This is a genomic window from Mesorhizobium sp. M0185 (assembly GCF_040322175.1).
GTDB lineage: Bacteria > Pseudomonadota > Alphaproteobacteria > Rhizobiales > Rhizobiaceae > Mesorhizobium.
In genome coordinates this window covers 30,925-57,591 of the sequence record NZ_JAMYSY010000032.1, presented here as the reverse complement: position 1 = coordinate 57,591, position 26,667 = coordinate 30,925, and the positions used below count along the sequence as shown (strand labels likewise).

Genomic DNA, 26,667 nt, shown 5'->3' with positions numbered 1-26,667 from the left:
CTTTGGGGTGAACTGTTACACTACCGTCACTTGATTGCGCTGACCAGCGGGTTGTCGCCATCGAGGGAGACCCAGCGCCCCGTGTCGGTGCCGGCTTGCCTCTTCAGGAAGCGGTAGCCGGTCTGGTCCCAGCGGCGCACCGTGTCGGTGAGGTTGTCGAGGATGAAGTCGCCCGTGTCGGTACGAACAGTCAGCACTGCATGACCCTCGCCGTCGGGCTTGCGAACAACCGTCATCAGCAGATCCGACACAGGAATGCCGCTGTTTATCAGACGGCGACGCTTTTCCAGCGCATAGTCTTCGCAATCGCCGAAACCACTGTCCGGATAAGCCCAGAATTCGTCCTGTCCGTACTGGTCGAGATCGCTCATCGGCTTGACGTTGTTGTTGACCGTCAGGTTAACGCTCGTGATCTGCCGCCAGAGTTTTCCGGTCATGTGCTCCGGACCATTGTCGCGTGAGCGGATCTCACATTCGGCCCGATGGGATTTGCAGAAATCGTAGTGACCGATCGGCTGCGAGGTAAAGCCACCGATCGGCATCGACTGTGAAGCCGTCGCCGCCGACCACGTGGACATTATCGCAATGATTGCAACGACCGCACCGCCGCCCAACCGTACGCACAACCGCACTCGTGAGGAACTCATCCGACCCGCCCAACCACCTTTGTTAAGAATGAGTTAAGGTCGATCCCGTGGGTTCTGTCAATCAGAGCGGGAGGAAGATCCTTCTGAATGGTTACTTGCGCCGTGTGCGTTGCTCGGCCGCTACACGTCTGCACGATTTCCGTTTCCTGCGCGGCAGGTCTTTGCCAGAGGGACCGGATATGGTGAGATGTCAACCGTCGGTCACGCTTTCTTGAGTTGCGGATTGTTTCGCCTTCGAAATTCGAACTCGAACTGAACTGGGGAGCATACCCGATCGCGCCGCCTACGATTGATTCCTGCCCTTGCCAGAGGCAGACAATGACGGTCCGCCTTTGGTGCCCATCAAATCCACGCCTGCAGCCATTTGAGGCCGAAGGCGCCGGGAGCCAGAATACCTGTGGCCCAGACGAAGGCTGAGGTGATGTTGGCAATCTGAAACATCAAGGCGGGCATCTTACAGATGCCCGCCGCCAATGGCACGGATGCGCGCAAAGGACCGAAGAAGCGCCCAACGAACACCCCGGCCACCCCCCATCGCTCGAAGAACAGGTGACCGCGCGGAATGAGGTTTGGATAACGTGACAGGGGCCAATAGTGCGAAACCCCGTTTCCCAACCGCGTGCCGATCCAGAAGGACAGCCAGTCCCCCAATGCCGCCCCAATGGCGGCGGCAAGCCACAGGGGCCAGAATGCGATACCGCTTTCGCCGATGAGAAAACCGACACCGATCAGGATCACGGTTGCAGGCAACAACAGAGAGATGAACGCCAGCGATTCCCCAAAGGCCAGCACGAGCACCAGCGGAACACCCCATGCTTCATGCGTCCGGATAAACGCGATCGTCGCTTGCGTGACCTCATCGAGGCTCATTCATCACTTTCCAATTCGCACCAAGAATTAGGCACGGTTTCGTCTTGAACTCGTAGCTGGTTCCTTTGACGCCGCTGGCGCAACCGTAGGAGCCAACTCGCCGCCGCTACTCGAGGCCAGATTTGCAGATTTCTAGTGCGACAAAAGGACAGGCAGGCGCAGATCGCCCAGAACGCCCTTGGTTGCGCCACCCACGACAAAATCTCTCATCCGGGAATGGCCGTACGCACCCATGACAAGCAGATCGGCGCCCATGCCGACAGCGCGCTCCTGAAGCGTAACGCCAATGGGGCGATCTTCCGCATCGATTGAGACTCCCTCAGCGGGAAGGCCACGCATTCTCAGGCTTAAAGCAAGGCTTTCGCCAATATCGCGCAGCGGCTTTTCGATTGTCACCGTCAGTACGGTTATCTTTGCCGCACATTGCAGAAACTCATACGCGTCGGCAACGGCCCGGGCCGCAACGCGACTCCCATCCCAAGCGATGATAACATGATCGATTGCACCAACATTTGCGCTTTCCGGCAGAATTATGGTCGGTCGGCCCGAACCAAACAGAACCGCGTCAACGGTCATGCGCGCAGTCTGGTTATTTGGCTCCAACCCAATCAAAGCAAAATCGAAATAGCGTGACTTCACTGCCGCAACATCGCTGACAGATGCCGGCTGAACAGCAATCTCCTCGGTTGTCAGGGACGATCCGACACGTGCCGCTTCAGCTTTCAATGCCTCCAGCAAATCGAGCCCGTGCTTGCGGCTGGTCGCTTCTGTCTCCCGGATCATTTCGGGAAGGTTGATCAAGTATCTCGACACCGGGTTGGAAATACCCGGGATATCGACATTGATCGTTAATGCGTGAAGCGCCGCGCCAATGTGCTTGACCACGGCGATTGCGTTTAAGGCGATTTTGGTGGAATTCGCTTCCGGATACGTCACCAGAGGAAGTAAGGCAATCTTATTCATCAAACCTCAGCTCCATGATTTCGGCCGCTGTCGAGCGACCAATGGCCCAACGCGTGTTACACACCTCAAGCCTCCTACTTCAGCCCGCCAAAAAACTCAGACGACCGAGGTTCGCTATCGCCTACCTCGATATTCCAAGGCGATCTTGCGCCGCATCGATTCCGTCCTGAACGATCGTGGCTATAATGGCAGGCATCGATGACGAGAAATGTCAACAAAGATTGGCCCGTTTATTGCCATGAGCGCAGTGGCGCCCGCAAGCATTGTTTTGACAGTAGCGGCAGCCGAGGATGTGGCGGAAATTCCGCTGTCCTTCGGTTAACGGAATCCGTTGTCCGGAGTGGCTACATTGTTCGCATGGTGGACAAGCGCTTTGCTGTCGGCCTACGCCGATGATATTGGGCTCATTCTACCGTCGTCGTTTTAAGATGGAGGCGTTCGTTCGGCCTCTCCTTTTGAGCCTTTGTTGAACAGGCGAATGAAAGCGCATCGTTTTTTCGAAAGGAGGGAAATCGCAGCATTTGCCTGTTTCATGCAGACTGTCGCCATTTGATCCGGGATCAAATCCGAGAGGGCGATGTGCTTTCGCTTGACCATCATGCAGCTGGCCAAGTGCTTGCTCGGTTTAGTATCGCTAAGCCTGGAATGCGAATAGCTCTTATGGCGAAGATTCCGCTTGTATCGCTCGGGGAGGGAGATTCTGAAACAGCGACGATGGCCGTACCGGTTTTTTCAAGCAACGAGGGCTTGGTCGGGGTGGTGGCTGTTTCTGGACCGCTGACCAGATTTACACCGGAAAAGCTGGTCAACATGAGACCGCTTTTGCTGGAATTTGACGAACGCCTATCGACATCCCTTGCGAGTAGCCAATATTTACAAGCGCGCTCATAGAATGGTCGTCACTAGAGCGTGTGTGCCCAAGGGCACGGGAGCAGCAAATTGGGGCGGATTGCGGCCTTCTTGCCTTTGGAAGCGGTTAAGCGAGATGACAAGCGAGGCTCCAAATCGGCTACTCTGCTCGATTCATGGCAAGCGGCCCCGCCAAACATGATTGGAATCGACATCGGGCGCTTGAGGACATGACGGCCAGTGAGCGTCCGAGCAACAACGCGCACAATCAAAGCGATAGTGGCGATCTGATCCGCCGCGCGGTGGCTGCTTTCAATTCCGGTAATCACGACCAAGCGATGCATCTGTGCGCATTGGGCCTGGGGCAGCACCCGGGCGATTCAGCGCTTTGCCATCTTCTGGCGGCGGTCCTGTTCGCAAGGGCAGACATGCCGGCGGCTCGTGCGCGCATCGAAGCGAGCCTTGCCGTTCGCCCGGACAATGTGCCTGCCTTGATTCTGGCATGCAGGATTGTCCGGGCCGAAGGCAGGTTTGAAGCGGCGTTGCAACAGCTGGATCGCGCAGCCAAGCTATCATCGCAGGCGGAAATCCTCATAGAGCGAGCACGTACCCTTGATCAGGCAGGCGACGCCCCGGCCGCGCGCGAATGCTGGACACTTGTCTTGCGGCGGGATCCGAAATCCCAGGAGGCAGCGGCGCGCCTCGGGCGCCTTGCCTGGCAACGCGGTGCGCCTGCCGAAGCGGAGGGCTTCCTCGAACGCGCTGTCGCCGGCGGTGGGCATCCGACTGCGTGGTTTGACCTCGGGCTGGTGCGTCAGGACATGCGCAAGTTCGGCAGCGCCGCTCAAGCCTATCGGCGGGTGCTGAAGATGAGCCCGGACGCCCCGGAAGCTGCCGTCAATCTGGGTGTCGTCCTGCAGGAAGTCGGCGACCTCGACGGGGCCATGGCTGCGTATTCGATTGCCTACAGTCTGCGCCCATCCACGTTCGGCGTCATCGCCATGGCACTCACATCGGCGTCCAGCGGCCGGCTATGGCTTGATGAGGAAGCGCTGCATCGCTCACTCGCTGGTGGAGCGTCCCCGCCTGGCGCGAAACCGCTTGCGGTACACACCGGGCGTTGACAGGACATCGGCGACCGTCTGCGCATACGATGCCTGCCGCTTTTCATCGAACACCTCGTATTCCAGCTGCGGCTCAACCCGTGGAACCGCAAAGCACTGCGCGACCGGGGTTCCTTTCCTGAGCACGCCGGAAAACTCGGGCTCAGTCCAGACCGCCGGGAAATTAATGCCTCCATCGTTGAACCGGTCGGAATCCACCAGGCCCGTCACCAGCCTGAAGGGCAGATCGTCGCGATTGATCGGATGCGTCGCGAACAGCGACCAGCCGTCCTCGACCTGTATGGTCCAGAAGCTGTTGAATTTGAGGGCGGCTTGACCGGGAGTGGCAAACGGGCTGCCTGCGAGTTGCCCCGGCGTGTGGAAGCTCAAAGGCGCTCGGGGGTGGTTCCCGGTGACCGGGTCCGGAATCTGCCAGTCCCAGGAAAAGGTCCCTTTGTCGACGAGGACGTCGCACGGCAGGAGGATCATGAAGCCATAGGTCATTGCGTCGATGACCGGCGGGCACTGCTTGAGCGTACGAACGTCGCGGCCGTGGATCGCCGAAAAGGAAGTGGCGGGCATTGCGCGCAGCCAATCCGGTAGAGCGCCGCGCGCCAGGATCGGGCGTGGCAAATGCTCGACCAACATTGGATCACATCGGAAAATGACACGCATCGTCGTCTCCCGGCATTGCGGCACCATGATTGCCGATCACACTCCAAGCGGCGATAAGGTGAGGACAATGCTCCGTTTACACTTCGGACAAGTTGGCGAGTTTTTTTCAATACAGGCGAAACCCATCCGTCCGCTAGCCCCAAGCCCTTCCAAAGGCCATCAGGGAACGGAGCCACGCAGGCAACCAAGTGCCGCGTCATCATGACCAACGGCAGAATAACCAACACGATTGCCGGGTTTACGGGATAAACGAAGGGCGCCGCCGAGCAACCACGCAAAAATGAAAATGACGCCGCCTGTCTTGCAGGAATCCGGGCATTCTTACTCCGATGTTTCTTGCCGCCCCATGGGAGCGTTCCTTCGTGCGAGCAGTTTGTCGATCCGCCGGCCATCCATGTTCACGATCTCGAAGTGCCAGCCGCCATAATCAAAATGTTCCCCGACCTCAGGCAGATGCCCTAGTCGAAACAGGGCAAATCCTGCGATCGTATGGAAGTCGCCTTCAGTTGGCCGTGCTCGAAAACCAAGGCGATCGAACGCGTCCTGGGCCGACATCATACCATCCACGAGAAGGGAGCCGTCTTCACGCTCGACGATATCCGGCTCTTCGCCTTCAATGTCTGGCAGGTCGCCGGCGATGGCTTCGAGCAAATCGGTCTGGGTAACAATTCCTTCCAGGCCTCCGTACTCGTCGAGGACCATTGCTACCCTGACGGGCGCCTTCCTGAACTGCTCCAGCACTTTGAAAATCGGCGTTGATTCATGAACGACGAGCGGCTCACGGATGATCGCCATCGGATCGGGAGGCTGGCCGTCAAGGACCTGGTCGAGCAAGTCCTTCTTCAGGACCATGCCGAGCGGTTCATCGATACCGCCCTTGCCGACAAGGAGTTGCTCATGGCGGCAATCGCGGATCGTACGAAGAATCTCGGTTCGGTCATCATTCACGTCGATCCAATCGATATCCGGCCGAGGCGTCATGATGTCACTGATGCGGCGCTCGCCGATATTGAAGACCCGCTCGACCATCTCCCGCTGCGCCTGCTGCAACAGCCCGCCTTCCTGACTGGCCGAGATCAGAAGCTTCAGCTCGTCTGGCGAGTGCAATGAATCCTCACCGGTTCCCGGGCGCAGACCGCAGAGTCGCAGAACGAGGTTGCCGAGACCATTCAGCATTAGAATCGCCGGCCTGAGCAGAAAGAGGAACAGACCGAGCGGACGCACGACCCAGAGCGCAGTGTCTTCGCTGCGCTGGAGCGCCAGACTCTTTGGTGCGAGCTCGCCAAGCACGATGTGAAGCGCGGTGATGATGATGAAAGCGATCGCGACGGCGACAGTGTGTGAGCCCGCAGTCGCCAACGACCCCAGCAGCCCGATCAAGAGAGGCTCGACGAGATGCGCGAGAGCAGGTTCGCCGATCCAGCCGAGTGCCAGCGATGAAATGGTGATGCCGAGCTGGGTCGCCGCCAGATTGGCATCGAGATTGTCGACGGCCCGCTGGAGCGCTGCCGCGTTCAGCCGCCCAGCCGCAGCGAGTTCGGCAACTCGGCTTCGGCGCACGGCGACCAGGGAAAACTCGGCGGCGACAAAGAAGCCGTTTGCGGCCACGAGTAGGAGAACCGACAAGATTCCAAGAATGTCGCTCAAACTGCCATCGCCTGTCGGCATGATATCCTCTTAATGACGCAATTGGATACGTCTCTGAAGCGCAAATGATGGCATTGCGCAATCGCTATCAGCATCACGATCGCCAGAAGCATAATCCCCTGATGGCGATGGTGGTGCATCTACTGGCGACTGATCACGGTGCGGTCGAATACGTTGAATGCGGCAAAGTGCGTGGTCCAGCCGTGGCTTGCAGCGCGGGTCATGTACCGACGCGCCCCGTTCTTGGCGTGGATGCGCAGATCAAAATGAAGGCAGACGGCATCACGCAGCCCGTCGATAAAGCTCAAATGATTGGACAGCTTGAACTGCTGACGGTAACAGGGCTGAAGCCAACGCGTGATCTGCAGATGATGTCAAGCGCCTCTCCGCAAAGAGGTGACGCTTGATAGGCGGCTGCTTCCGTGCAAATGCTCCGGCATGCGAATTCTCCTCGTCGAAGACACGCGCGACGTTGGCGAGGCTATCAGCCGCCGCTTCGAAACGATCGGCCACGCAGTCGATTGGGAGACGGACGGCCGTGCTGCCGCAGAGATCCTCGATTTCACCTGCTACGATCTCGTCATCCTCGACGTCATGCTGCCCAGCCTCGACGGGTTCGAAATCGTTCGAAGGCTCCGGCAGGCAAGAAATACAACCCCGGTTCTGATGTTGACGGCCCGTTCCGAGATAGAGGACCGCGTTGGCGCGCTCGATCTCGGCGCCGACGACTATCTGGTAAAACCGTTCGATTTCCGCGAATTGGAGGCGCGCGCCCGTGTTCTGCTGCGGCGGAAAAGCGGCGAGGCGACCAACATCGTACAATGCGGCGATGTCGTGCTCGACCGCGGCAGCCGCTCAGTCCGAGTAGGCAGGCGCGAGGTGCAATTGAAACGACGCGAGATGACGTTGCTTGAGATACTGGCATCGCGGCCAGGCCGCGTCTTCAGCAAAGATGAACTCATCGATCAGCTTTTCGGGTTTGACGAGCCGGCCAATCAGAACGCGATCGAACTTTATGTCGGGCGGCTGCGCAAGAAGCTGGAAGGCGCCAAGGCGCAGATCGTCACCGTGCGGGGCGTGGGATATCAGCTGGCTTCCGATGATACCGGCTGAGCCTTCCCTTTTCACGCGCCTGGCGGTCCGTATCTCGCTGGTGCTGGGCCTGGGTGCGGCTCTTCTGGTGAGTGCGGCGTCGTACTACGCACGTACCGCCGCCGATGACGCCTATGACCGGCTTCTGCTTGGTGCGGCCCTCCAGATGGCAGACAGCCTTACGGTTGAATCCGGTTCGCTCATCATCAACCTGCCGGTATCAGCTTTTGAACTTCTGGGCCTCGCCAGCCGCGATCGCATCTTCTATCGCGTCATCGACCCGTCCGGCGCGACGCTGACAGGTTATGCCGATCTGCAAACAGAAGTTGATCTGGCCGCAATACACGATGTTCCGGTATTGGAATCTGCGTATTATCGCGGCGAACCGGTTCGGATTGCGGTGGTGGCGCGCGCACTGTCCGATCCCGCCGTATCCGGTTGGGCGCATGTCATCGTTGGGCAGACCACGGAAGCCCGCCGCGCGCTCGCGGGTGAATTGACTCTCAGGGCGACCGTCCTCCTGGCGATCATGAGCATATTGGCATTGGCTGGAGCGATGATTGCTATTCGCTATTCTCTGCAACCGGTCAAGCATCTCGGAGCGACGCTCCGCCGTCGCGATCCACAAGACCTGACGCCAGTAACGGTCGTCGTACCGAGAGAATTGCGGCCCTTCGTTACTTCCATCAATTATTTCATGAGTCGGCTCGACGAGCGCGTGAAACTCCTGCAGCGCTTCATCGCCGACGCGGCGCACCAGATCAGAACGCCGCTGACAGCGCTAACGGCGCAGCTCGATCTGTTGAGTCAAGCCAAGCTGGACAAGTCGAGCCGCCAGCATCTCGATCGCGTACAGCAGCGCGCCAGCGAACTTGCGCGCCTGACCAACCAATTGCTCAGCCACGCCATGGTCATCCATCGTGCCGATTCCGTGCAGCTTCAGCCGCACGATCTGGCAGATGTCGCACGGCGCGCTTTCCGTGCGGCGGTTCCGATAACTATCGATCCGGACATCATCGTCTCCTTCGAGGCGCCTGACGACGAGCCGGTCGTGCTTGCGGACGCCGTCAGCCTTCGCGAAGCGATCGTCAATATCATCGACAATGCCTTGCGCCATGGAGTGGTGTCGCGCCTTGAGGTCAGAGTACGCAGCGACGGTACGCGTGCCCATGTCGAGGTCGAAGATGACGGACCGGGCATTCCGCCGGGCGAGTGGGAGCGGGTCACGCAGCGCTTCGAAACGTCCAAATCTCACGAAGGCAGCGCAGGTCTGGGTTTCGCCATCGCGTCGGAGGTGGCGGCGGCTCACGGTGGCGCGCTGACCTTTCGCGAGAAAAGCGAGGATGGCGGGAAGCGCACGCAAGGGTTCACCGTCACCTTGACGTTGCCCATCGCCAGGGAGAAGGCAGGGTGATAGCGGGAACATCGCGGACATTCGCTTTGCTGGCTGCCGTCGTCTTATGCATCGGTCACGCGGCAAGAGCTGCTGAAGGAAGCAGCGCATTTTTCCCTTCGTCTCAGCCGGAGAAGGACCGACTGTCGATCCACGCCGCGACCGATCTGGCAGCTATGGAACCACTGATCCGGGATTTTCAGTCCGTTTTCCCCAACGTTGCAGTCGACTATGTTGAATATGTCACCAACGACTTGCAAAAGAGTGCCAGCGAAGCCTGTCGGACGGGCGCGGTGCTGGGCGACATCTTGTTGTCGCCGTCGGTCGACCAACTCGTGAAGCTCGCCAATGACGGCTGCGCGGCGCCGCACGTGTCGGCCGAAACCGCGCATGTCGCCAATTGGGCAAACTGGCGCGACGAGGTATTCGGCTTTACCTACGAACCGGCCGTATTCGTCTATAACGCCCGCCTCGTGCCGTCCGGCGACGTACCGCGCACCCACATCGAACTCGCCGATCTTCTCAGGCGGCGGATCGACTTTTATCGCGGACGGGTCGGAACGTTCGACATCCGGCTTTCGGGGATCGGCTACCTATTGGCGTTCAGTGATGCGCGGCAGACGACGGCGGTCTACGGTCGGCTTCTGGAAAGCATGAGCCGAGCGGAAACTGTGGTGCGTTGTTGCACCGCGGAGACCCTTCAGGACGTTGCAAACGGGAGCCTGTATATAGGCTACAATATGATCGGGTCATACGCCTACGCGGCGGCCAGGGGCGATTCCGACTTGAGGGTCGTTGTCCCGCGGGACTATGCGCTAATACTCAGTCGTGGCGCGCTCATTCCGAAGACGGCGCCGAATATGGACGTTGCCAAACGATTTCTCGACTACCTTCTGTCAGCCCGGGGACAGAAGGTTGCCACGGATAGCGCCTTCTTCTTTGCCGAGAACGGGCAATTGCCTGAGGGAGCGGACGGCCCGGAAAAACTTGGGGAGTCTGGTATCGCGCGCGCCATACGCATCGGCCCTGCGTTACTTGCGGTACAGGACGAGGCGTTGCGCCGCCGCTTCATCGAGGATTGGAGTAAGTCCATGATCGATGCGCAGGGCCAGCGACCGTGACGCGTAGGATGCCGCTCCAAGATTTCAACGATCTCAGCGATACGTCGACGTGGCCGATCCGGCTGTCGTCGAGAAACCGAGCATGACCCATCGGGCCCAAGTCGGCTGAGTAAATCTCGACATCGCCATGACAGGTTGGTGACAGGTGAGGATGATACTCGCCTTTTGTGCCTGGAGGAGGTACGATTTAGGCGAACTTGGAGGAGACCCTAATGAAAAATCGTCTTGCGACGATGACGGCTGCGCTTACGCTGTCAGCCGCTTTCGCAACGCTTGCCGCCGCTGCCGAGATTCCCGCCGGGTATCCGGACAACTACAAGGATCTGGTGGCCGCCGCCACCGCGGAAGGACACCTCAGCATCTATTCGACGACCGATGCGGCGCTGGTCCAGCCCTTACTCAAGGATTTCGAAGCAGCATTTCCCGGGATTGCAGTAGAATATTCCGACCTCAATTCCACCGAACTCTACAATCGCGTAATCGCCGAAACCGCTTCGGGCCAAGGCACGGCGGATGTCGCATGGTCTTCCGCACCGGATCTGCAGATCAAACTTGCCGCAGACGGCTATGCGCAGGAATACAAGTCCGTGGAGGCGGCTCACGTTCCGGCCTGGGCCTCCTACAAGGACATGATTTATGGTGCAACTGCCGACCCGGTGACTTTCGTCTACAACAAGCGTCTCGTGCCTGAGGGCGACGTTCCCGCAAGCCACGCCGATCTGCTCAAGCTGATGAGCGGCAAGACCGCCGATTACAACGGCAAGATCGCGTCCTACGATCCGGAAAAGTCCGGTGTCGGCTTCTATTTCTACAACCAGGACGCCAAGATCTGGACCGATTCCTGGGCGCTCAACAAGGCTTTCGGCAAGGCCCATATCAAGCTCTACAGCTCCGCCGGCTCGATGATCGAGAAGGTCACGTCTGGCGAACATTCCATCGCCTATGGCATCTTCGGCTCCTATGGACTCGCCAAGCAGGCCAAGGACGAGAACCTTGGCGTGGTAATCCCGAAGGACTATGTCCTGGTGACCACCCGCGCCACCGTCATTCCGGCGGAAGCCAAGGATCCCAATGCTGCGAAGCTATTCGTAGATTATCTGCTGTCAGCGCGCGCGCAGAAGCTGATCGCCGACGACATCAAGCTCTATGCCGTTCGTGATGACGTTGAAGGGGCAACCACGCTGGCGTCCATCAAGGCCGCCGCCGGTGAAAACGTTCACCCGATCGCGCTCGACGACAAGCTGCTCGAAGGTCTCGACGAGACGACACGGCTGGCGTTCCTCAACGAGTGGCAGAAAGCCATGAAGGGCGAGTAATCGCTTGATCGGGAGTGCCGCGACAATCGGCTCTCCCGCCTTTCTTACTGTCAAGAACCATCGGAACGGCGCGCTTACGCTCTTGCCAGCGGACAGCCCCGGCTTTGTTCGAGGCGATCATGCCCTTTCGCGTCTTTCGTGTCAGCACCAACCTCCTCGCCATCCTGGTGGTGTTGGCGCCTGTCACGCTGATCATCTACCAGAGTTTTCTGTCCGCGCCTTTCTTCCAGAAAACCGCGCATCTGTCGCTGAACGCCTACAGCTTCATCCTCGCGGACGCGGATTTCTGGCTAGCGCTGACGACTTCGCTCAAGCTCGCGGTGGGCATGACGGTGATCGCAGTTCCGGTGGGAATCCTGCTCGCGTTCATCATCGTGCGCACCGACGTGCCGGGCAAGCGCTGGCTGGAGCCGATCATCCTGATCCCGGTTTTCATGTCGGCGGTGGTGCTGGCCTTCGGCTATGTGATGACACTGGGACCAGTCGGCTTCGTCTCGCTGGCGGTCAAGTCGATGATCGGCTACGTGCCCTGGAATGTCTATTCGGTGACATCGATCGCGATCATTGCCGGGCTCACCCATGTCCCACATGTCTATCTCTATGCATCGGCGGCGCTCCGCAACGTTGGCGCCGACCTCGAAGAGGCGGCACGCACCGCCGGCGCCGGCCCTTGGCGCGTCGCCGCCAGTGTGTCGCTGCCCATGGTGATGCCGGTGGTGCTCTATGCGGCGGTTCTGGTGTTTTTCCTCGGTTTCGAACTTTTCGGCCTGCCGCTGGTGCTTGGCGATCCGGAAGGCGTGCTGGTTCTCGCCACCTATCTCTACAAGCTCACCAACAAGCTCGGTGTTCCTTCCTACCAGTTGATGGCCGTAGTGGTGGTGGCGATCATCATGATCGCGCTGCCGCTGGTGGTGCTGCAGCGCTACATGCTGCGCAACGCCAGCCGCTATGTGTCTGTCAAAGGCAAGGGCAGTCGGCACAACCCCATCCGGCTGGGCGCTCTTCGCTGGCCGGCCTTCGCGCTTGTGGTGGCCTGGTTCGCGGCCACCGTGATCATACCGGTGGGGGGCGTGGCAATTCGTTCACTGGTGACAAGCTGGGGCGTCGGGGTGAATATCTTCCAGGTGCTGACGTTGGATCACTATCGCGATCTCGCTGACTATCCGAATGTCATCAGCGCCATTCTCAACACGGTCGGCGTCGCGGTGGTCGGCGGCGCGGCTTCGATCGCGGCCTATACTGCCGTGGCACTCGCCGGTCACCGCTCGAACGCACCCCTGACCAAAGTTGTCGACTACGTGGCCATGATACCGCGGGCGATGCCGGGCATTGTGGCTGGCCTGGCGATGCTATGGATCTTTCTGTTCTTCAAGCCGATCGCGCCCCTGCGTGCCACGATGATCTCGGTATGGCTCGCCTATACCATTGTCTGGTTCGCCTATGGCATGCGGCTGATTTCCGGAACGCTCCTGCAGATCGGCAAGGAGCTCGAGGAAGCCGGCCGGTCAGTTGGCGCCAGCGAGGGCCGGGTCGCCCGGGACATCACGCTGCCGCTCATCCGCGGCGGCATGTTCTCGGCCTGGCTGTTGATCTTCCTGATCTTCGCCCGTGAATATTCGACGGGCGTCTATCTGCTCGGGCCGGGAACCGAAGTGATCGGCTCGCTCATGGTTTCCCTTTGGGGCACCGGCGCGATCGATCTGGTTTCCGCTCTCGCCGTCATCAACACCGTCATTATCGTGACCGGTCTTGCCCTCGCGATGCGCTTTGGAGTCCGCCTCAATGACTGACATCATCATAGACGGTCTGCGCCTCAATTACGGCAACCTTGAAATCCTGAAAGGTGTGTCCTTCTCGGTCGAACCGGGTCAGATCGTCGCCTTGCTCGGCGCGTCCGGGTCCGGCAAGACGACGCTCTTGCGAGCGGTCGCCGGTCTGGAGACACCCAACAGCGGCAAGATACTGCTCGGTGACAAGCCGCTTTTCGATGCCGGGCAGAACATCAATCTGGCGCCGGAAACGCGCGGTCTCGGGCTGGTATTCCAGTCCTATGCGCTGTGGCCGCATCGGACGGTGTCCGAGAATGTGGGTTATCCCCTGAAGCTGCGCAAAGTGTCCCAGGCAGATGTTGCGAGCCGCGTCCAGAAGGCTTTGGACAGCATCGGCCTCGGCAAACTGGGCGAACGCTATCCGCATCAGCTCTCCGGCGGACAGCAGCAGCGCGTGGCGCTGGCCCGCGCGCTGGTCTATGAGCCGAACGTGATTCTGCTCGATGAGCCGCTGTCAAATCTGGACGCCAAGTTACGCGAAGAAGCGCGGATCTGGCTGCGCCGCCTCATCACCAATCTCGGGCTATCGGCGCTGTGCGTCACCCATGATCAGGTGGAAGCGATGGCGCTCGCCGACCGCATCCTGCTGCTCAACGGCGGCCAGATCGAACAGGACGGAACACCCAAGCAAATCTACAACAAGCCGAAGAGCCTGTTTGCGGCAGAGTTCATGGGTGCCAGCAATCGCCTTGACGGCGTGGTCACCGCCATCAACGGCAACCGTGCGGAAATTGTCGCCAACGGCATCCATCTTGTGGGCAGCGCCCAGCAGGAGCTGACCGTCGGCGCCAAAGTCACCGCACTCGTCCGGCTTGAGCGGGTGACGTGGTCCGGGGAGGACGGCCCTGGACGTATCGCCATGACCTGCGTCGAGAGCCTTTTCCTTGGCGATCGGCATGAAGTCATTTTCGAAAGCAATGACCTGACCATCCGGACCTATTCCCGGGACGCCCTTCCGTCCGGCCAATACTATGTCGAGTTCCCCTTCGAGGATCTGATGGTCTTCGCGGCGGAATGAACTTCGGCTTCACCACGAAGAGGATCATTCTTGCCAACCGGCATAAACATCCTCGAGCGGCTGACCTGCCACGGGCAATTTCCTCCATCTGAGATTAAAGTCCGGCCTCGATTGAAGGGCGGACTGATGAAGAGAATGCGGTTTACGCAAGAGCTGATCATCGCGGTCCTGCGTGAGCATGAGGCGGGGCAAAAACGGGCGACCTGGCGCGCAAGCATGGGATCTGCGAGGCGGTTAGCCTTACACACGTGTTGAACGCGTGTTCGCTTGCGCATCACCGGGTATCAAAGCTAATGAAACCCGGAGAGGACTTGGCTGCTTCTGCAGGTGAAAAGTGCTGACTTTCTCATGGTTCTATCTCGCGTCGTGCCTGCTTGCGCTTATAGCGCTCGTCGCCGTTCTCGAACTCGGACTGCTTCCGGCACTGCTTTCGGGCCTTCTCGTGTTCAACATCGTTCATTTCGCCGCACCGATGCTCCATCGAATCGGCGTTTCCAACAGCCTGACGAAAAGCCTTGCGCTGACCTTGGTGGCATTGATTTTCACGCTCCTGATAGCCGCCGCTATCTTTAGCGGCATGTCGCAATTGACTGGTGGTTCGGAGAGCGTCGTGACGCTCCTCAAGAAGATGGCCGAGATCATCGATACCGCGCGCGTCCATCTCCCGACCTGGGCGATGGCCTATTTTCCGTCGAACATCGAGGAACTGGAAGTCTTCGCGGCCCGGTGGCTCCGCGAACATGCCGGCCAGCTTCAACTCGTTGGGCGGGATGTTGGCGTCCTGGTGGTCCACATTGTCGTCGGCATGGTGATCGGCGGCTTGATCGCGGTGAGCTCGGCGGCGCCATCGCGCGAGCCCGGCCCACTGGCGGTCGCGCTGGCGGATCGTGTCAACATTCTGAGCAAGGCCTTTCGCAACATCGTGTTCTCGCAAATCCGGATTTCGGCGTTGAATACGTTTCTGACGGCGATCTATCTCGTCGCTGTTCTGCCGTCCTTCGGCATCGATCTGCCATTCATCAGGACAATGATAGCGCTGACTTTCGTCGCTGGCCTTCTGCCGGTCATCGGCAATCTGATCTCCAACACGGTGATCGTGGTTGTCAGCCTCAGCATCTCCTTCCTTGCAGCGCTCGGCTCGCTTGCCTTTCTCATCATCATTCACAAGCTCGAATACTTCGTAAACGCCAGGATCATCGGTTCGCGGATCAATGCGCGTGCCTGGGAGCTTCTTCTGGCGATGGTTTTCATGGAAGCCTGGTTCGGTATGCCGGGTCTTGTCGCCGCGCCGATCTATTATGCCTATCTGAAGGCTGAACTGGCGATGCGCGGGCTAATCTAGGGTTAGGGCAGGTGGCGATTTGACGACGCAAGCAAGGTTGCTGGGAAACCGCGCAAATTTGGCCACTCGCTGAACAGCACCATCTTGGTTAGTGAACCCTCAGGAGTTTCGTGACCGATTTGAAGGCCCCCGTTTAATAGCACGCCCCCTGCAAAGACATTAGACAGCGCTAAAACGTAAATTGTCCGGAGGCATGTAATCTGCTACTATTTGATCACCGACAAACGGCTCTGGAAAGCCGTGCGTCGGACATCATGCACAAGATCAACTCAAACCGGAGAACGGCCATGAAACGGCTTCTGACGGTCGCTGCCCTTTTGGCGGCAGGCAGTTTGGTTACGATGCAAGGCGCAGCCGCCGACGACGCTGCGATGATCAAGAGCGCTGAATCTGCTGCACCCCCTGCCGTGGCAAGCGGCGCTGCGGTCTACGCCGTGGATGAAAAGGGCGCCATGCGCACCCTGCGCGAGGGCAAGAACGGCTTCTGGTGCATGCCAGACAGCCCGTCCACGCCCGGCCCGGACCCAATGTGCGGCGATGCCAACGCGATGGAATGGGCGATGGCATGGATGGAAAAGAAGGAACCGCCCAAGGGCAAGGTCGGCTTCATGTACATGCTGTCCGGCGGTACCGATGGCAGCAACACCGATCCCTATGCGACGAAGCCCGAGGAAGGCAACAATTGGATAGAGACCGGCCCGCATGTGATGATCGTCAACGCAATGGACATGATGCAGGGCTATCCGACGGACCCCAAGCCTGACACATCCAAGCCCTATGTGATGTGGCCGGGCACTCCATACGCACATCTCATGATCCCGGTTAAGTAGCTGAAATGGAGTCACGCGGGCGCAAACGCTTGTTTCGCCCGCGCTTGTCCTGATAATTACAAACGCTTGCGGCGACCGTGACCTTCAATCGAGAGTCTCGGCGGTCGGTAGCGTGTTGGCCTGATCTCCCATCACTTTTCCGGCAAATGGAAAATTTCGTGACAGCTCGAACGGTGGCGGCCCTGCAACATCAACAAATTCGTATACTCGTCAGAAAGTGCATAGTCTTTGATGACCGTCGTCGCGGGAGGAGTTCGCGTTGAACCGAACTATCCGAATGATCGCCACAGTTGCGCTGTGGAGCGTGCCATTATCCGGCCAGGCGCTTGCGCATGCTCGATTGGTCGAGGCTACTCCAGAGATCAATAGCACCATTGCCGCTCCGCCCACTGAGATTCGACTGCGCTTTAGCGAACCCATTGAGGCTCGATTCTCGGGCATCGATCTGTCGGGGCCGGATGGTGCGAAGATCACCACGGAGATCGCGGTGCAGGATAAGGACATGGTGGCACCTGTATCAAGGTCCCTTGCGCCGGGTGTTTATCAAGTTGATTGGCACGTGCTGTCAGCAGACGGACACAAGGTGAAGGGCAATTTCAAATTTGAAGTCAGACCGTAGAAATGGACGTTGATGGCACTCTGGCCTTCGCCCGGTGGGTCTACTTCCTCTCAGTGATGATTCTATTCGGGTCGGCACTCTTCCCTTTCTATGCGCTAGACAGAACCGCGGCTCCCGCGCTTGCGCCTCTACCCCGTAACAGCAATCCTGCCCTCGCACTTGCGGCCGCAATCTTCGCGGCAATTTGGCTGCTGTGCTTTACGGCCGGGCTCTCCGGACGCGAGGGTATGGTTGACACCTTGCGCGGCGTCCTCATGGAAAGCGACTTCGGAACTGTTTGGTTTGTTCGCCTTTCGCTCGTTCTCCTGCTCCTGGTGATCAGTTTCTCGGGGCGGCCCGAATTGATCGTCGGGCCGGCTTTCTTGCTACTGACCTGCGAGGGTTGGCAGGGCCACGCGGCGGCGTTGGGCCTTCTAGGCTCACTGACTCAGGCTCTCCATGTTGCAAGTGCCGGGGCGTGGATAGGTGGCCTCCTGCCCCTCGGCCTGCTTATCGCGGCAGCACAGCGGCATCCATCCGAAGTCGCAGGCGTGGAAACCGTCCTGTGGCGCTTCTCCCGCTTTGGTATGGTGGCGGTTGCGCTCATTTTTTTGACGGGCGCCATGAACACTTGGCTCGTGCTTGGCTCGTTCCCCGATCCGCGCAACAGCTACGGTCGAGTTCTCCTGTTCAAGATCAGCCTATTCGTCGCGATGGTCGGTTTGGCGGTCTACAACCGATACGCCCTGGTCAGCCGCATGAAGTCCGAACCGGCCAAAAGCTTGGGCACATTATCTCGCAACGTTGCGCTGGAGCAGATCATCGGGTTTGGGGTGCTTATGGATGTAAGCGCGCTGGGGCTTATGGATCCGTACGCGTGACGCGCTGACTTTGCAATTATCCGCTGGCAACGTTTCTGCAATTCGCGATCGACACTCACCTCTATCCGCCTGGCGCACAGAGTGGCTGGCCGGTCTGGCTGCCGATCTCAACCAACGTCGGGACGTGTGGAGCGCGGATATATGCCTGCGACCTAGACACGATTCCATGCGTAAACGAGTAACTGCCAGCACCAGCCGGCCAGCGTTCATCGCTCCTTTGATCCCCACCCTGGTGGAGAAGCCTCCCGAGGGCCGAGGGATGGACACACAAGTTCGACGGCTACCGCGGGTCTTCAATGCGGACCGCGTCGGAGAATAACTGGCGAATGATACTACGGGGCGACGGCGCAGCCGCCGACAGTCGGATGGAGGTCGATCTCGTCGCAGCCGCTGGGCCCGCTAAATGGCACTCTTGACTAACGTGCCAGAGGGTCCATTTTTTGACCCTGCGGTGTGCTGATGTCGAAGCCCCTCTTTATCCCGGCGCTCGCTGCTATATGCCTGAGATCGCCGCTGGTGCGTGCCGATAATGTCGATCTGGCGTTGGAAGCTTTTCACGGTATTTGTCTTGCCCATGGACCTGACTTCGAACGAACCGTCCTGCGGCCAGGAGACGCGGATGGACTCCGTTGTCCGGCGACGCAGCACTTGCCCCCGTCGGTGACGTAGGCGCCTTCCAGGACCGGGAGGCGACCGGTGACGACCTCCCGGCCAAAACCATGATCGCGGTGACAAAAGCCACTTGAATGGCAAGTCCGTGCAAACTTGCTCCATAAAGCTATTCGATGTCGACCGCGCGGCATTCGAGGAGCGTTTCTTCGCCCGGACGGATGCCGAAACAATCGGCGAGGACAGAAACGGAATGCAAGTTTCCAAACTCTACATATTGACAGTCGGCAATCGCAAGCACTTGTCCATTTGACGTTCCCGAGATCCGGATCACATCGAACACGGTCATTGCAAGCTCGATCGCCGACGACTAGGGCGGATCAGCTGGTGTTATCTGCACGGGACGCGGGGCTTTTTGCGTTTGCAAGGAACTCGCGATAGGAATGCTCTGAATCGATCAGGAGCAGGAAATTGAGCGATCGGCAAAAGATTATCTGGATGATAGTGCTGGCAATCCTTGCTGGTATCGCGGTGATCATGCTCAAACATTCGCTGAAGGGCGACCTTGGGTAGCTGCCTCCTTAAATGAAGCAACACAGCCCTGATCGATCAAGGTTGGTATGGGCTTTGGCCCGTCCCATTTCGGCCTGCTTGCAATGGCAGGTGTCCTGCCTGATGCGGAATCGACGAGCGAAATGTGAGCGAAAAATGCAACTGACAGGCATGATATCCGGCGCGGCGCTGTTGCTCGCTTCCAACGCGGCAGCGAACGCCCATCCGCATGTCTTTGCCGAAGCGAAGCTGGACCTGACCGTCGGTCCAGACAGGACGGTCAAGTCGCTTCGGCATCTCTGGCGTTTCGACGACCTCTTTTCCAGCACTGTGCTGATGGAATTCGACAAGAATTCCGACCTTGTCCTTGATGCGAAGGAACTCGATGAAGTCGCTCTCACCGTCCATGCGTCGTTGGCCGAGTACAACTACTTTCAGATGGTGACCTTGAACGGCAAGGACGTGACGATGGCGCCACCGCCGAAGTTCAGCGTCAGCTATGAAAACGATCAACTCGTCGTCCAGTTCGAAACGCAGCCGAAGGACCCGTTGGCCCTTGCTGGACAAGTCAGTATCGGTGTATACGATCCGACTTTCTACACGGCAATCGATTTTACCGACGACGACAAGCTTGCGGTGGCCGGTCTGCCGCAAGGCTGCTCACGTTCCGTCGTCCGTCCAGATCCGGACACGGCCATCGCGCAGAACCAGAAGAGCCTGACAGACGCGTTCTTCAGTGATCCGACGGGGACCGATCTCGGCAAGATTTTCGCGACGCGCCTCGAATTGACGTGCGGCTGACCCGGAGCCGGTTCGATGGCCATGTTCCAGACGCTGGTCGAGTTCCAACGCACGATCTACCTGGCGCTGGCCGAGCAGATCAAACTGCTTGCGGCCGGCGGCGGTTGGCTGGCGTTCACGGCCTTTCTGCCCATGGGCATTCTGTTCGGTGCGGCGCATGCGCTGACGCCGGGCCATAGCAAGGCTGTCCTGGCCACCTATCTGGCAGGATCGGACGCCAGCGTCCGGCGTGGGCTTCTGGTGTCGCTGACACTCTCCTTCACGCATGTAACGATTGCCGTGCTGATCGCGGCGCTCTCGTTGCCGTTGGTATCGATTGCCCTGGGCAGTGTTGGCCGCGCCCCGCTGCTGGAAGACGTCAGTCGGGGCCTGCTTGGCCTGATCGGCATTTGGATGCTCTGGCGCGCATTGAGCCACGGCCATCACCACAAGCATGAGGGCGAGGCCGTCGGCGTCATGGCCGGCCTGATCCCATGCCCGCTGACGCTTTTCGTGATGACCTTTGCGATATCCAGAGGCGTTCCGGTCGCCGGCATTCTTTTCGCAATCACCATGATGGCCGGCGTGGCGCTGACGCTGTCTTGCGTTGCGGTGCTGTCGATCCTGTTTCGTGAACGTCTGGTGCATTTTTTCGATAGCCGGCCACGCCTGTTCGATGCCATTTCCCGAGCCATTGAGGGCGCTGCCGGCTTGGCGCTTGCCGGCGTAGCCGTTTGGCAGGTCACGTCGGGCTGAAATGCCGTGAACCAGATGGAGCGGTGGATCAAGACCCGTTTACCTGGAGGTCAGCCGTGTCTTCGTCGCGGCGCAAAGCTTCGACGCGCATCTGCGCTCGTCGGTGGAACAGACGGATAGGTGACGCCCGACGCTCGAAGTGGCGCCGGGCGACCCTGTATGCGCTAGATCATACGCTTGATGTCGATGTAGTCGCCTTCAGTCTGGATCGTCAGGGTCACGTCGCTGCCACCGCGGTTGCGCCAGAACCAACCGTGATTTCCATCGAAGGCGGCTTCAATGGCACCTTCGTCAGCTGGAACGCTGCGACCCTTTTCGTAGCTTACGGACTGACCGCCGCCATCGCCGTGCGTCTCGAAGTTCACCACGCCACCGTCAGCTGTCCAGGAAAAGTTTGCCTTGGCGCCCTGCCGCATCACGAGCTTGACTTCGGCACCCTGGCCTGGCGCCAACGTGAAGGATAGCTCGTCTTGCCTTCCATCTGGCTGGATCGGGGCTTCCGAGGTTTTTTCGGTGACAGGCGCTGTAGCAATGGCCGGAGCCTCGGCAGGAGCAGTCTCTCCAGCTGTCACATTCTCTTGGGCAAGGGCCTCCCCAGTTGGCGATGGCTGCGACGCGGGCTTTTCGGCGGTCAGGGCGACGAGGAGGTTTTCAATTCGGTCCATGCGCGCCATCAACTCGGCCGGAGGGACCATTTGCGTCATCCGCTCGGTTGGTGCCTTCGCGCTGGCCATTTCGTCGGCTGCCGCCTCGGCTGCCAGCTGTGTCTTGATTTCGCCCATTCTGGTGAGGCCGAGCAATCTGCCTGCTCCGGTCGGGTCGATCGCATACTCGGACGGCATGACGACCGTGATGAGCAATGCGAAAGCCGTCAGCGCGGCAATGAAGGTGGAGCGCTTGAGCTGCGCTGACGTCGGCAAATCGGCGCGGCTGGGAAGGTCGGTGTTGTACATGATTCGGTTCCTTATGCGGCGACGAACAGGCCGGTGAGCTGATATCCGATCAGCAGGAAACCAGCCGTCATCATGATGACGTTTGCGGTATAGGCGTGGCGCCAGAAGCTTCGTGTCCGGCGCCAGTAGCCCATCACGATCAGGATGGCGCCAAGGGCCATGAGCTGACCGATCTCGACGCCGACATTGAAGGCCAGAAGATTGGGCACTAGGCCATCCGGCGAGATGTTGTATTCGATGATCTTCGTCGACAGGCCAAAACCATGGAAGAAGCCGAAGACCAGCGTCGCGACCTTGGTGTTCGGCTGGAAGCCGAGCCATCTCTGGAAAGCGCCCATATTGTCGAGCGCCTTGTAGACCACGGACAGGCCGATGATCGCGTCGATGATGTAGCTGTTGATGCCGACATTGAAGTAGACGCCGAGCAGCATGGTCGTGGAGTGGCCGAGCGCGAACAGGCTGACATAGATGCCGATATGCTTCATCCGGTAGAGGAAGAAGATCACGCCGAACAGGAACAGGATGTGGTCGTATCCCGTCACCATGTGCTTGGCGCCGAGATAGATGAAGGGCAGCACGTTGATGCCCGAGATTTCCTGGATGTAGCCCTTGTCGCCGGCGGCGACGGCATGGGCAAAGGCTGCCCCGGCGAGCAGCGGCAGGGTCAGCAGAGCGATAAGCAGGGGCAGGGCGGGTCGCCAGTGGCCCCGGTCGAAAGGTTCTTGCATAAAATTTCCAATCTTCGTCGTTGAGGGTGGCCGCGCGAGCGGCCGCGATCATGCGGCGAGGAATGGTCTCGGCGGTCGCTCGAGCCGGAATGTCGTGCCCGGATCGATGAAAGTCGGCGGGTAATTCAGCCAGCCCCGTTCGACCTGTGGAACGGTCGGTGCGAAGTCGACTGGCGTGCTCGCCGTCTCGTGCGAGTGGTCGGCCGCATTGTGCCCGTGAAAATGGCCAGCGCTCTGCTCGTCGGCAACGCCGTCATCGTGTGCGTGGTCATGATCTTCGATCTGCGCGGCGGCTCCGCCGTGACGTTCAACCGCGGTGGCAATCGCGATCGGATCGTGTGAGGTCGAATAGCCGAAAGGACGCAGCACGCCGAACATCATCGCTAAAGCGATGACCAGACAAAAAACTGTGCTGTGGATCCGATTCGGCATGAACGGCGTTTATTCTCCAAAATCCTAACGAATGGTTGTTGACTGCACCGGAATCGAGGCCTCTTTGAGGCTTGTTGTATCCCCTCCAAGAGGATAGTATCAAGAGATGAGCGAGCAGCCTCATACCCACGAAACCCATCCCGATATCGTCAAGCGCCTGAAGCGGGCTGGCGGACATCTGAAGGGCGTCATCGAAATGATCGAAGCGGGCCGGCCCTGCCTCGATCTTGCCCAGCAGCTCCATGCTGTCGAGAGGGCCATCGCGCAAGCCAAGAAGACCCTGATCCAGGATCATCTCAACCATTGCCTTGAAGACGTCGTCGGGCCGCTGGCGCGCGAGCAGCGCCGCTCGATCGACGAGTTCAAGGATATCACCAAGTACCTGTGAGAGAACACCATAATGGATAAGATACGCGACTGGTTCGGCTTCGGTCCGATGACGCAGGGCTTCGGCGGCCATGGACATGATCATGGTGATGGTGATGGCGGCCATGGCCACACCCACGGCGTCATCGATCCGACGATCGCCACGACGACGCGCGGCATCTGGGCAATCAAATGGTCATTCGTCGTTCTGGCCGTCACGGCAGCGCTCCAGCTTGTGGTCGTGTTCCTCTCCGGCAGCGTGGCGCTGCTGGCCGACACCATCCACAATATCGGCGACGCGGTCACCGCCGTCCCGCTGTGGATCGCCTTCATGCTGGTCCGCCGCAAACCGAGCAAGGCGTTCACCTACGGCCTGGGCCGCGTCGAGGATCTGGCCGGGATCGTCATCGTTCTCATCATTCTTTTCAGCGCCATCGTCGCTGGCTACGAGGCGATCGACCGGCTGGTCAATCCGCGACCCATCGCGTTTCTCGGCTGGGTCGCCATCGCCGGTCTGATTGGCTTCCTAGGCAACGAAGCGGTCGCCGTGTTTCGTATCCGCGTCGGCCGTGAGATCAACAGCGCTGCGCTGATCGCTGACGGCTATCACGCGCGCACCGACGGCTTCACCAGCCTGGCAGTCGTCCTTGGCGCTATTGGCGTTTGGCTGGGCTTTCCGCTTGCCGATCCGATCATCGGACTGCTGATCACCGCGGCGATCTTCGCCATTGTCTGGCAATCTTCGAAAGCCGTGTTGACGCGCATGCTCGATGGTGTCGAGCCCGCCATCGTCGATGAAATCCATCATGCTGCCGAACACGTGTCGGGCATCGGGCGCGTTGAAAGCGTTCAGGCACGCTGGATCGGACATCGTCTGCATGCCGACGTGGCCATCAGTGTTCCGGAGATGGCGACGGCCAAAGACGTGCTGGGCGTAACCGAAGCCCTCAAGCAGGAGCTGTTCGCCCACTTGCCGGCGTTGGCGGAAGCCAATGTCCGCCTGGTGAGCCCAGCCAGCCTGGCCGTCACTGGCGCGGAAGCCTCTGATGCTCACCATCATGCGCCGGAGCCTTTCAAGTTCGCCTGCGATCTGGCTGAAGGGACATTGGAAATCGTCGATACACCGGCTGGCGAGCGGATGCGGCTGACCATCGATCGCCACGCTGACGATCTGACAGCGACTGTGATCATCGACCGACCCGAAGGGCCAGAGACGCTTCGCCTCGAGCCCGCCGCTGACAACCATCATCGGCTTGAGAGCACCGTCGCCCCTGCCGAGCCGCATGAGTTCCAGGCGAGGTTGATCCTGGCCGCGAAAGGTCGCGAGCAGGTGCTGCCGTTCAAGATGGTCGAGCCGGAAGGTCACCATCACTGAGACAGGCAGGCCGTTCGCGCCAGTTCTCGACGAACCGTCATCCGCTGCAAGAAGACAAATATGCTTCAGGTCCTGGCCAATCGCACTTACCGTCATCTCTTCCTGGCCCAGGTCATCGCCCTGATCGGCACCGGCCTTGCCACAGTGGCGCTCGGGCTGCTGGCGTTCGATCTCGCGGGAGACGACGCTGGCGCGGTGCTCGGCACGGCGCTCGCCATCAAGATGATCGCCTATGTCGGCGTGGCGCCTGTCGCAGCTGCGTTCGCAGAGCGCCTGCCGCGCCGCACCATGCTGGTTTCGCTCGACCTCATCCGGGCTGCGGTCGCGGTGTTCCTGCCCTTCGTTACCGAAGTCTGGCAGGTATATGTTCTCATCTTCGTCCTGCAGTCGGCGTCGGCAGGCTTCACTCCGGCCTTCCAGGCCTCGATCCCTGACGTGCTGCCCGAGGAGAAGGACTACACGCGGGCCCTGTCGCTGTCGCGACTGGCCTATGACCTGGAAAGCGTCGTCAGTCCCATGCTGGCGGCGGCGCTGCTTTCCGTCATCAGCTTCCACAGCCTGTTCGCCGGTACGGTTATCGGCTTTCTCGCCTCGGCGGCGCTGGTGGTGTCGGTGGTCCTGCCGAGCCCTAAACCGTCGCAGCCGCGCGGCGTTTACGATCGTACCACGCGCGGAATCCGCATCTATCTGGCGACGCCGCGATTGCGCGGGCTGCTGGCCCTTAACGTTGCCGTCGCGGCGGCAAGCGCGATGGTGATCGTCAACACGGTCGTCCTGGTGCAGGCGCAGTTCGGCCTCTCGCAAAGCGACACGGCGCTGGCGCTCGCAGCGTTCGGCGGCGGATCGATGATTGCAGCCCTTGCCCTGCCGCGGCTGCTGGAGAACGTCCCGGACCGGGTTGCGATGCTCTCGGGCGCCGCGATCCTGGTCGCGGGCGTGCTGGTGGGACCGCTCGCCGGCAGCTACTATCTGCTGCTGCCGCTCTGGTTCGTGCTGGGGCTCGGCTATTCGTGGGCGCAGACGCCTTCGGGCCGATTGATCAGGCGTTCCGCCGATGCCGTCGACCGGCCCGCTCTGTTTGCTGCCCAATTCGCGCTTTCGCATGCCTGCTGGTTGATCACCTATCCCATTGCCGGCCGCATCGGTGCGGCGATGGGATTGCCCTTCACCTTCATTCTGCTCGGCATCATTGGCGCCGCAGCCCTGCTTGCCGCGATCTGGCTCTGGCCGAAACATGATCCCGACGTGCTTGTGCATACGCATGTCGATCTGCCTGAGGACGACCGTCATATTGGCGACGCAGTATGGTCGGAAGCGGGCTATGAGCATTCGCATGGCTATGTCGTCGATGATCGGCACCCGAAATGGCCCAGGGCAAGCTGAGAGCTCGAAATGCCTGGCGAGCTCGCCATCTATGGCGGTCTTTTCCTGACCGCGTTTGCCGCGGCGACCATTCTGCCGATGCAATCGGAAGCAGCCCTTGCGGGACTGCTTCTGACGGAAAGCTATGCTCCGGCTCTGCTCATCGCCTCCGCAAGCGCAGGCAATGTGCTCGGCTCGATCGTCAACTGGTGGCTCGGCCGGGGGATCGATTGCTTTCGCAATCGCAAATGGTTCCCGGTAAAGCCCTCCGCGTTGACGCGCGCGACGCGATGGTATCAGCGCTATGGACGATGGTCGCTGCTGTTGAGCTGGCTTCCTCTCGTTGGCGATCCGCTGACGGTTGTGGCGGGAGCGCTGCGGGAGCCATTCTGGAGCTTCTTTGCGATCGTCACGATCGCGAAGGTCGGCCGCTACCTTGCGCTGGCGGCGATGACGCTGAGCTGGATTTAGCGCCTGTCGAGACCCGCGCCGGCACGGCGATATTACGCGAGACGGCGCTTTCCTTTGCCAAACGCAGCGCTGCGCGCCAACTTGGATTGGCGCCGAATATGTCTATACA

Annotated in this window: 28 protein-coding genes; 19 read left to right on the top strand and 9 right to left on the bottom strand. The window is 59.8% G+C overall.

Annotation, left to right across the window (positions count from 1 at the left end):
* Window positions 1-26: 26 nt before the first annotated feature.
* From NKJ20_RS22850 to NKJ20_RS22840, 3 genes are all read right to left on the bottom strand, one after another.
* Window positions 27-647, bottom strand: a complete 621-nt coding sequence (locus NKJ20_RS22850; RefSeq protein WP_031213004.1) for a transglutaminase-like cysteine peptidase — start codon at window positions 645-647, stop codon at window positions 27-29.
* 342 nt (window positions 648-989) lie between these two features.
* Entirely contained in the window at window positions 990-1,517 is a 528-nt protein-coding gene (locus tag NKJ20_RS22845) for a DedA family protein (protein ID WP_352747164.1), read from the bottom strand.
* 132 nt (window positions 1,518-1,649) lie between these two features.
* On the bottom strand, window positions 1,650-2,480 hold the full coding sequence (locus NKJ20_RS22840) for a universal stress protein (protein ID WP_023680201.1): 831 nt from the start codon (window positions 2,478-2,480) through the stop codon (window positions 1,650-1,652).
* A gap of 660 nt (window positions 2,481-3,140) precedes the next feature.
* On the opposite strand from NKJ20_RS22840, the gene NKJ20_RS22835 reads away from it, so the two are divergent.
* Both NKJ20_RS22835 and NKJ20_RS22830 read left to right on the top strand, forming a co-directional pair.
* A complete protein-coding gene (locus tag NKJ20_RS22835) occupies window positions 3,141-3,371 on the top strand; it encodes an IclR family transcriptional regulator (protein WP_352747163.1) in 231 nt (76 codons plus the stop codon).
* Between the two features lie 188 nt (window positions 3,372-3,559).
* A complete protein-coding gene (locus NKJ20_RS22830) occupies window positions 3,560-4,453 on the top strand; it encodes a tetratricopeptide repeat protein (protein ID WP_352747160.1) in 894 nt (297 codons plus the stop codon).
* Here NKJ20_RS22830 and NKJ20_RS22825 read toward each other — a convergent pair.
* Both NKJ20_RS22825 and NKJ20_RS22820 read right to left on the bottom strand, forming a co-directional pair.
* Window positions 4,391-5,080, bottom strand: a complete 690-nt coding sequence (locus NKJ20_RS22825; RefSeq protein WP_352747158.1) for a hypothetical protein — start codon at window positions 5,078-5,080, stop codon at window positions 4,391-4,393. The two genes, NKJ20_RS22830 and NKJ20_RS22825, sit on opposite strands and share 63 nt — an antisense overlap.
* A 348-nt stretch (window positions 5,081-5,428) precedes the next feature.
* Window positions 5,429-6,775, bottom strand: coding sequence for a hemolysin family protein (locus NKJ20_RS22820; protein ID WP_352747156.1), 1,347 nt, complete (start codon window positions 6,773-6,775; stop codon window positions 5,429-5,431).
* Between the two features lie 44 nt (window positions 6,776-6,819).
* On the opposite strand from NKJ20_RS22820, the gene NKJ20_RS22815 reads away from it, so the two are divergent.
* The 11 genes from NKJ20_RS22815 to copD all read left to right on the top strand — a co-directional run bounded on the left by NKJ20_RS22815 (window position 6,820) and on the right by copD (window position 18,174).
* Entirely contained in the window at window positions 6,820-7,161 is a 342-nt protein-coding gene (locus tag NKJ20_RS22815) for a hypothetical protein (protein WP_352747153.1), read from the top strand.
* 31 nt (window positions 7,162-7,192) lie between these two features.
* Complete coding sequence (locus NKJ20_RS22810) at window positions 7,193-7,867, top strand: response regulator transcription factor (RefSeq protein WP_023722098.1); 675 nt, start codon at window positions 7,193-7,195, stop codon at window positions 7,865-7,867.
* Window positions 7,854-9,260: a sensor histidine kinase gene (locus NKJ20_RS22805; protein ID WP_352747151.1), complete on the top strand. Its 1,407-nt coding sequence runs from the start codon at window positions 7,854-7,856 to the stop codon at window positions 9,258-9,260. Before NKJ20_RS22810 ends, NKJ20_RS22805 begins: the two co-directional genes overlap by 14 nt.
* 26 nt (window positions 9,261-9,286) lie before the next feature.
* Entirely contained in the window at window positions 9,287-10,360 is a 1,074-nt protein-coding gene (locus NKJ20_RS22800; RefSeq protein WP_352747149.1) for an ABC transporter substrate-binding protein, read from the top strand.
* A gap of 212 nt (window positions 10,361-10,572) precedes the next feature.
* Entirely contained in the window at window positions 10,573-11,676 is a 1,104-nt protein-coding gene (locus tag NKJ20_RS22795) for an ABC transporter substrate-binding protein (protein ID WP_352747146.1), read from the top strand.
* A gap of 119 nt (window positions 11,677-11,795) precedes the next feature.
* Window positions 11,796-13,466 (top strand): ABC transporter permease, encoded by a 1,671-nt coding sequence (locus NKJ20_RS22790; RefSeq protein ID WP_352508356.1) that lies wholly within the window; start codon window positions 11,796-11,798, stop codon window positions 13,464-13,466.
* The gene (locus NKJ20_RS22785; protein ID WP_352747144.1) at window positions 13,459-14,523 is read left to right on the top strand and encodes an ABC transporter ATP-binding protein; all 1,065 of its coding nucleotides are present in this window, start codon (window positions 13,459-13,461) and stop codon (window positions 14,521-14,523) included. The genes NKJ20_RS22790 and NKJ20_RS22785 overlap by 8 nt, the downstream gene beginning before the upstream one ends.
* A 334-nt stretch (window positions 14,524-14,857) precedes the next feature.
* On the top strand, window positions 14,858-15,865 hold the full coding sequence (locus NKJ20_RS22780) for an AI-2E family transporter (RefSeq protein WP_352747141.1): 1,008 nt from the start codon (window positions 14,858-14,860) through the stop codon (window positions 15,863-15,865).
* A 254-nt stretch (window positions 15,866-16,119) separates the two neighbouring features.
* The gene (locus tag NKJ20_RS22775; protein WP_352747138.1) at window positions 16,120-16,695 is read left to right on the top strand and encodes a hypothetical protein; all 576 of its coding nucleotides are present in this window, start codon (window positions 16,120-16,122) and stop codon (window positions 16,693-16,695) included.
* A gap of 277 nt (window positions 16,696-16,972) precedes the next feature.
* On the top strand, window positions 16,973-17,314 hold the full coding sequence (gene copC / locus NKJ20_RS22770) for a copper homeostasis periplasmic binding protein CopC (RefSeq protein WP_352590747.1): 342 nt from the start codon (window positions 16,973-16,975) through the stop codon (window positions 17,312-17,314).
* 2 nt (window positions 17,315-17,316) lie between these two features.
* Complete coding sequence (gene copD / locus NKJ20_RS22765) at window positions 17,317-18,174, top strand: copper homeostasis membrane protein CopD (RefSeq protein ID WP_352747136.1); 858 nt, start codon at window positions 17,317-17,319, stop codon at window positions 18,172-18,174.
* A gap of 778 nt (window positions 18,175-18,952) precedes the next feature.
* Here copD and NKJ20_RS22760 read toward each other — a convergent pair.
* Window positions 18,953-19,132, bottom strand: a complete 180-nt coding sequence (locus tag NKJ20_RS22760; protein ID WP_352747134.1) for a hypothetical protein — start codon at window positions 19,130-19,132, stop codon at window positions 18,953-18,955.
* Between the two features lie 359 nt (window positions 19,133-19,491).
* Between NKJ20_RS22760 and NKJ20_RS22755 the strand changes: the two genes are divergently transcribed.
* Window positions 19,492-20,136: a DUF1007 family protein gene (locus NKJ20_RS22755; RefSeq protein ID WP_502902825.1), complete on the top strand. Its 645-nt coding sequence runs from the start codon at window positions 19,492-19,494 to the stop codon at window positions 20,134-20,136.
* Between the two features lie 21 nt (window positions 20,137-20,157).
* Window positions 20,158-20,871, top strand: a complete 714-nt coding sequence (locus NKJ20_RS22750; protein WP_352747187.1) for a HoxN/HupN/NixA family nickel/cobalt transporter — start codon at window positions 20,158-20,160, stop codon at window positions 20,869-20,871.
* 164 nt (window positions 20,872-21,035) lie between these two features.
* Here the strand turns inward: NKJ20_RS22750 and NKJ20_RS22745 are convergent, their stop codons facing one another.
* From NKJ20_RS22745 to NKJ20_RS22735, 3 genes are read right to left on the bottom strand one after another with little or no spacing between them, the layout of a single operon-like run.
* Complete coding sequence (locus NKJ20_RS22745; RefSeq protein WP_352747131.1) at window positions 21,036-21,824, bottom strand: hypothetical protein; 789 nt, start codon at window positions 21,822-21,824, stop codon at window positions 21,036-21,038.
* Between the two features lie 11 nt (window positions 21,825-21,835).
* A complete protein-coding gene (locus NKJ20_RS22740; protein WP_352747129.1) occupies window positions 21,836-22,552 on the bottom strand; it encodes a HupE/UreJ family protein in 717 nt (238 codons plus the stop codon).
* A gap of 48 nt (window positions 22,553-22,600) precedes the next feature.
* Complete coding sequence (locus NKJ20_RS22735; protein ID WP_352747126.1) at window positions 22,601-22,984, bottom strand: hypothetical protein; 384 nt, start codon at window positions 22,982-22,984, stop codon at window positions 22,601-22,603.
* Between the two features lie 106 nt (window positions 22,985-23,090).
* On the opposite strand from NKJ20_RS22735, the gene NKJ20_RS22730 reads away from it, so the two are divergent.
* Genes NKJ20_RS22730 through NKJ20_RS22715 form a run of 4 tightly spaced genes read left to right on the top strand, consistent with a single transcriptional unit; the run spans window position 23,091 to window position 26,558 of the window.
* Window positions 23,091-23,372, top strand: a complete 282-nt coding sequence (locus NKJ20_RS22730; RefSeq protein WP_352495699.1) for a metal-sensing transcriptional repressor — start codon at window positions 23,091-23,093, stop codon at window positions 23,370-23,372.
* Between the two features lie 9 nt (window positions 23,373-23,381).
* Window positions 23,382-24,725, top strand: a complete 1,344-nt coding sequence (locus tag NKJ20_RS22725; RefSeq protein ID WP_352747186.1) for a cation diffusion facilitator family transporter — start codon at window positions 23,382-23,384, stop codon at window positions 24,723-24,725.
* A gap of 60 nt (window positions 24,726-24,785) precedes the next feature.
* Complete coding sequence (locus NKJ20_RS22720) at window positions 24,786-26,108, top strand: MFS transporter (protein WP_352747123.1); 1,323 nt, start codon at window positions 24,786-24,788, stop codon at window positions 26,106-26,108.
* A gap of 9 nt (window positions 26,109-26,117) precedes the next feature.
* Entirely contained in the window at window positions 26,118-26,558 is a 441-nt protein-coding gene (locus NKJ20_RS22715; RefSeq protein WP_352747122.1) for a YqaA family protein, read from the top strand.
* Window positions 26,559-26,667 lie beyond the last annotated feature (109 nt).

What these genes read in the sequence shown, in the direction of transcription:
- NKJ20_RS22850 (WP_031213004.1), bottom strand. Translation starts at nt 647, where the DNA reads ATGAGTTCCTCACGAGTGCGGTTGTGCGTACGGTTGGGCGGCGGTGCG.
- NKJ20_RS22845 (WP_352747164.1), bottom strand. Translation starts at nt 1,517, where the DNA reads ATGAGCCTCGATGAGGTCACGCAAGCGACGATCGCGTTTATCCGGACG.
- NKJ20_RS22840 (WP_023680201.1), bottom strand. Translation starts at nt 2,480, where the DNA reads ATGAATAAGATTGCCTTACTTCCTCTGGTGACGTATCCGGAAGCGAAT.
- NKJ20_RS22835 (WP_352747163.1), top strand. Translation starts at nt 3,141, where the DNA reads ATGGCGAAGATTCCGCTTGTATCGCTCGGGGAGGGAGATTCTGAAACA.
- NKJ20_RS22830 (WP_352747160.1), top strand. Translation starts at nt 3,560, where the DNA reads ATGACGGCCAGTGAGCGTCCGAGCAACAACGCGCACAATCAAAGCGAT.
- NKJ20_RS22825 (WP_352747158.1), bottom strand. Translation starts at nt 5,080, where the DNA reads ATGTTGGTCGAGCATTTGCCACGCCCGATCCTGGCGCGCGGCGCTCTA.
- NKJ20_RS22820 (WP_352747156.1), bottom strand. Translation starts at nt 6,775, where the DNA reads ATGCCGACAGGCGATGGCAGTTTGAGCGACATTCTTGGAATCTTGTCG.
- NKJ20_RS22815 (WP_352747153.1), top strand. Translation starts at nt 6,820, where the DNA reads ATGATGGCATTGCGCAATCGCTATCAGCATCACGATCGCCAGAAGCAT.
- NKJ20_RS22810 (WP_023722098.1), top strand. Translation starts at nt 7,193, where the DNA reads ATGCGAATTCTCCTCGTCGAAGACACGCGCGACGTTGGCGAGGCTATC.
- NKJ20_RS22805 (WP_352747151.1), top strand. Translation starts at nt 7,854, where the DNA reads ATGATACCGGCTGAGCCTTCCCTTTTCACGCGCCTGGCGGTCCGTATC.
- NKJ20_RS22795 (WP_352747146.1), top strand. Translation starts at nt 10,573, where the DNA reads ATGAAAAATCGTCTTGCGACGATGACGGCTGCGCTTACGCTGTCAGCC.
- NKJ20_RS22790 (WP_352508356.1), top strand. Translation starts at nt 11,796, where the DNA reads ATGCCCTTTCGCGTCTTTCGTGTCAGCACCAACCTCCTCGCCATCCTG.
- NKJ20_RS22785 (WP_352747144.1), top strand. Translation starts at nt 13,459, where the DNA reads ATGACTGACATCATCATAGACGGTCTGCGCCTCAATTACGGCAACCTT.
- NKJ20_RS22775 (WP_352747138.1), top strand. Translation starts at nt 16,120, where the DNA reads ATGCACAAGATCAACTCAAACCGGAGAACGGCCATGAAACGGCTTCTG.
- copC (WP_352590747.1), top strand. Translation starts at nt 16,973, where the DNA reads ATGATCGCCACAGTTGCGCTGTGGAGCGTGCCATTATCCGGCCAGGCG.
- copD (WP_352747136.1), top strand. Translation starts at nt 17,317, where the DNA reads ATGGACGTTGATGGCACTCTGGCCTTCGCCCGGTGGGTCTACTTCCTC.
- NKJ20_RS22760 (WP_352747134.1), bottom strand. Translation starts at nt 19,132, where the DNA reads ATGACCGTGTTCGATGTGATCCGGATCTCGGGAACGTCAAATGGACAA.
- NKJ20_RS22755 (WP_502902825.1), top strand. Translation starts at nt 19,492, where the DNA reads ATGCAACTGACAGGCATGATATCCGGCGCGGCGCTGTTGCTCGCTTCC.
- NKJ20_RS22750 (WP_352747187.1), top strand. Translation starts at nt 20,158, where the DNA reads ATGTTCCAGACGCTGGTCGAGTTCCAACGCACGATCTACCTGGCGCTG.
- NKJ20_RS22745 (WP_352747131.1), bottom strand. Translation starts at nt 21,824, where the DNA reads ATGTACAACACCGACCTTCCCAGCCGCGCCGATTTGCCGACGTCAGCG.
- NKJ20_RS22740 (WP_352747129.1), bottom strand. Translation starts at nt 22,552, where the DNA reads ATGCAAGAACCTTTCGACCGGGGCCACTGGCGACCCGCCCTGCCCCTG.
- NKJ20_RS22735 (WP_352747126.1), bottom strand. Translation starts at nt 22,984, where the DNA reads ATGCCGAATCGGATCCACAGCACAGTTTTTTGTCTGGTCATCGCTTTA.
- NKJ20_RS22730 (WP_352495699.1), top strand. Translation starts at nt 23,091, where the DNA reads ATGAGCGAGCAGCCTCATACCCACGAAACCCATCCCGATATCGTCAAG.
- NKJ20_RS22720 (WP_352747123.1), top strand. Translation starts at nt 24,786, where the DNA reads ATGCTTCAGGTCCTGGCCAATCGCACTTACCGTCATCTCTTCCTGGCC.
- NKJ20_RS22715 (WP_352747122.1), top strand. Translation starts at nt 26,118, where the DNA reads ATGCCTGGCGAGCTCGCCATCTATGGCGGTCTTTTCCTGACCGCGTTT.